The 4,392-nt window shown below is 45.2% G+C and carries 3 protein-coding genes; all 3 read right to left on the bottom strand.

The genetic code is table 11. The features are described from left to right. A partial coding sequence (locus VNZ46_RS09210; RefSeq protein WP_325559835.1) for an ABC transporter permease occupies positions 1-1,188 on the bottom strand: 1,188 nt, incomplete at its 3' end. Positions 1,189-1,199: 11 nt separating this feature from the next. After that, complete coding sequence (locus VNZ46_RS09205) at positions 1,200-3,977, bottom strand: M16 family metallopeptidase (protein WP_325559833.1); 2,778 nt, start codon at positions 3,975-3,977, stop codon at positions 1,200-1,202. A gap of 1 nt (position 3,978) precedes the next feature. Further along, a partial coding sequence (locus tag VNZ46_RS09200; protein ID WP_414693478.1) for a MutS-related protein occupies positions 3,979-4,392 on the bottom strand: 414 nt, incomplete at its 5' end.

Raw genomic sequence — 4,392 nt, 5'->3', positions numbered from 1 at the left:
GATTTCCTTGGGCGTCAAAAATTTATCAAGGTCAAGTTGGTTGGCATTCGACATAAACACGACATACTTATTAAAAGTCGAGTTATATTTGATAAGGTTTTCAGTCATGCCAGGAATACTGTCGTAATAATACACCCATTTCAGGTTGATGTTAGGCTTAAACCGTAAATAAGGCTCCCAACGGGCGATATCTGCAATACGGTCACTTGGGCTTGCCCTGTTATAGGAATCTTCGATTCCATTGACGTATTCTGTCATTTCAATCGGCCCGTCACCTAATTTTTTAAGGAGCTCCTGACTGGCCTTAGTGAGCGTGTTTGTTTTGGTGGCCGTCGCATCATAATAACCGATCATGGGCTGGCGTGAACTGATATAAGTAATGCTTAAGGCAACCACTGTGATCAGCGCATATCGCCCAACCTGTTTGAAGGTAGATTTTAAGACCCTTTCCATTTCCAGTTTAGTAATGGTAAAAGCCAGGAACATCCCGGTGATGGCCAGATAATAAATGACGTCACGGGTATTGAGTAATCCGGCCATCATGCGTTCCGCACGACTGGGCATAGATAAACTAAAGGTCAGATCGCGTACAAAATCCATATCTTGTCCAACTGTCCCAATATAATTCATAAAGGCCAGTACCACAAAGGTACTGATGGCTGCTACAGCCTGGTAAGAGGTTAAGCTGGACACAAAGATCCCGATCGCTGCATAGGCGTTGATCAGCAAATAAGCTGCAAACAAAGCCACCAGAATATGCGGATAATCAAAATGCGGGATCAGGGGAGCCGCGCCTATAACAAACAGGCTCAAAACACCTATGATGACCAGGTTATAGGTCAGCATGGCCGCGAATTTACCGTACACCACATGCCTGAGCTTTACGGGGGAAGAATAGAGTAATTTGATACTGCCGCTGCTGGTCTCCCGACTAATGATGCCCATCGTAATCAGTGGAATATATAAGTACAGACTACTTAAAATATGGACAAAAAGCCCCAGATTATCAGAATCTGTAAACAGAGAACCGGTTAAAAAAGGACCGCCTTTTGTGCGTTCCAAACCAGACATAGCACCTGTAAAGCTCAGACTGACCTGCACAAACAGGATGATCATCAGCAGCCAGGCAATCGGGGAATAAAACAGCAGGCTGAGCTCCAGCCTGGCTATTTGTATGATTTTCTTCATCTCTATAAAATTTATTTTTTTTCTGGCATCAGTACCAGTCTCACATAGTTTTGATCCTGAATATATTTTGCCGCCGTCTGCTGTGCGGTTTTTACCGTAACGCCGTTTAGCGCCGCATCGTAATCATAGAATTGGGCCAGCGGCTCTTTATTCATCACCTGTGAGGTCAGGTAATCCAGCCAAAAAGCATTATTGGTCGAGCCGGTCTGTAACCCTACCTTTCGGGCTGCCTTAAACTTCTGCAGGTTTTCTGCTGATGGCCCCGAAGTCCTCATCTTGTTCACTTCTTCTCTCGCTGAAGCAATCAGCTTTTCAGTATTCTGCGGTGCACAATCAAATGTAATGATCAGGCTAAATCTGCTTTTCAGGTATTTAGACATGTTCATCTGTACATTGGGTGTATAGGTTCCACCCTGCTGGTCCCTTAGCCTTTGGGTCAGGCTGATCTTCAGTGCATCGGCCACAGCATTCATGTTGACCGTATTCTGAAAATTATAGTCAAAATCGCCTGAATAGGTCAAAACGACACTTGATTTTTGCTCACTGCCCAGGTACACCGTCTTAGAAATCTGGCCTGCCGGAATATGAATACCCACATCCCGCGCGGTTTCCTGTAGATTTTTAGCCGGTAAAGAGCCCAGGTATTTTTCGATTAAAGGTCTTAGAGTTCCTTCATCCAGATTACCGACGAAAAGAAAGGTAAATCCCGAAGCATCAGCAAAACGCTCTTTATAGATCTCAAAGGTCTTGTCCAGTTTAATTTGTGCCAGGCTCGCAGTATTTTGTGGCCTTTTACGCACGTGATAATTTCCTAAAACCAGGTTTACTGTATCCATAAATACTTTAGAGCGGTCATTTCCGGTGGTCGCCAGTTCTTCTTTAGTCCTCTCAATCAGTGTGGTGAAGGTTTCCTCATTTTTACGGGGCTCGGCAAAATAAGCATACAACAGCTCCATTGTGGTTTGCAGATCCTGTGGGGTAGTCATCCCGCTAAAGCCCTGGTATTCGTCTACGATGAACGGACTGATCTGTACTTTTTTACCTGCCAGAAACTTACCCAGCTGCAGCGCATCATAATTTCCAGCTCCTGCAGCCATAGTTAACTTAGCCGCATTGATGGCGCTTAGGTAATCCGCATCTGAAGATAAACTCGCCCCCCCTGCCGCAATACCTTTGATCAAAATCTGGTCATTTTGGAAATTGGTCTTTTTTAACAGTACGGTCATTCCATTACTTAGCATTAACTTTTGTATACCGGCAGCTTTAATTTCTTCAGTTGATTTGATCTTTCCGGGTGTAGGTTCAACCTTCAGCAAAGGAAGATCTTGTGTATCTTCTTCTGCATCAGGCAGGCTTTGCGTATAAACATTCTCTATCCAGCGATCCACTGTCGCCGCGTCGGGCAGGAACCCTTTATTGTGTTCAGATCCTTTGACGATAATATCCCGGTCTTTAGACTTCAGATAAGTAACCATCAGGCCATTGATCTCCTCTAAAGTAATGTCAGGAAGCAACTCGGAAGTCAGTTTAGATTCTTCTTCAATGCTTTGCGGTACATTCCCGGTCAGGAAGTGCTGCAGGTAGGGTTTAATGAGCACCTCTGAGGCCGTTTTGTCTTTCTCGCTCAGCGCATCGGCCATCTTTTGCTGATGACTCTTTTTCACCCTTTCGAGTTCTCCTTTAGTGAACCCTTGTTCCTGTATTTTACGCAATTCCAGCCATACACTCTTCAGCGCCTGTTCGGTCTCTGCCGGCTTGGTGCTCACACCAACTGAAAAAGAGCCTAATCCACCAGAAAGCGTCGAAAAACCAGCAAGAGATATTCCTCTGAACCTGTTGTTGACCAGCTGCCCAAATAGGCTTTTCAAGAGAAAGGCGCGGTAGTCGGTCGTCGTAACGATTTTATCGGTGTATTCCTTCATCAGGACCTCCACAGATATACCGGGTATTTCCGGGTCCAGAAACTGCATATACTGGCCTTTACCAGTCAGTTTAGCCTGGTAAACCGTCCGTTCTTTTTCTGGCTTTGGATTCTTCAGGTCTGAAAACTTCGCTTTGATGTCTTTTTCCATCTGATCGGGATCAATATCTCCGACCACCAGGATGGCCTGCAGGTCTGGCCGATACCAGTCCTTATAAAAACTGCGGATTTCCTGTGGGGTAACTTTCAATAAGACTTCTTCTGTACCGATTGGTAAACGTGAGCCATAACGAGACCCATTGGTGTAAAATGGGATAGCCTTTTCCTGATAACGCTGAGAAAGTCCATCGCGATAGCGTTTCTCTTCCAGGATCACATGACGTTCACGTTCCACATCGCTAGCCTCAATATTGGCTTCCTGCGCCCAGTCGCGCATAATTTGTAAACCGTTAGCCAGCAACTCCGGATTGTCCGATGGTAATGGTAACTGATATACCGTTTCGTCAAAGCCCGTATTGGCATTGATGTCTGCACCAAAGCGTACTCCGGATTTTTCCAGGTAATTGGTCAGCTCCTTCTTAGGAAAGTGTTTGGTCCCGTTAAAACTCATATGTTCTACAAAGTGGGCCACACCTCTTTGCTGATCGGTTTCCAGAATGGACCCGACTTTTACAGCCAGATACATGGTTACCCGTTTTTCAGGGGTCTTGTTCTTACGGATGTAATAGGTAAAGCCATTGGCTAGTTTCCCTGTTCGTACAGCCGGGTCCAGGAGTAAAGACTGTGTGTCCAGCTGGGTTTTGCATCCCAGAGGAATACAAAACGCAGCTATTCCAAAAAAGCTTAAAAATCTATATTTATTTAACATGTTACAGCTGTAAATGAGGTTTATGAGTTGAACCGCCGGATTGAATGATCTCTACAATCTTTTCATTTTCAATAATGATCATGCCCTGACGGTCGGTTGTGATTCCGGAGGAAAGCGTATATGGGTAAGTTGGTATGCCGTCTTTCATGACCGTTGGCAGGTAAGAGAACTGTACATTGTCGCAAGCTTTACCTAAAGCCTCACCTACTTCAATAATATGGGTGGAGACCACAAAGAAACTGTTCCGGTTGGCCGCAAAGGCTTCCGTCACCGCAAGGGTCGCATCATAGGCATCCTTAACATTGGTTCCTTTGAACAGCTCATCAAATAACACATACAGGTCCAGGGATTCACTGACCGCTTTTGCTACGGTTTTCGTACGGAGTACCTCTGCATAAAAGTGGCTGTAGCCCAT

The sequence above is a fragment of the Pedobacter sp. genome (genome assembly GCF_035566355.1).
Taxonomy (GTDB): Bacteria; Bacteroidota; Bacteroidia; order Sphingobacteriales; family Sphingobacteriaceae; genus Pedobacter.
Note: the sequence above shows the minus strand (reverse complement) of the source record. Positions and strands in the feature narration are given on the sequence as shown.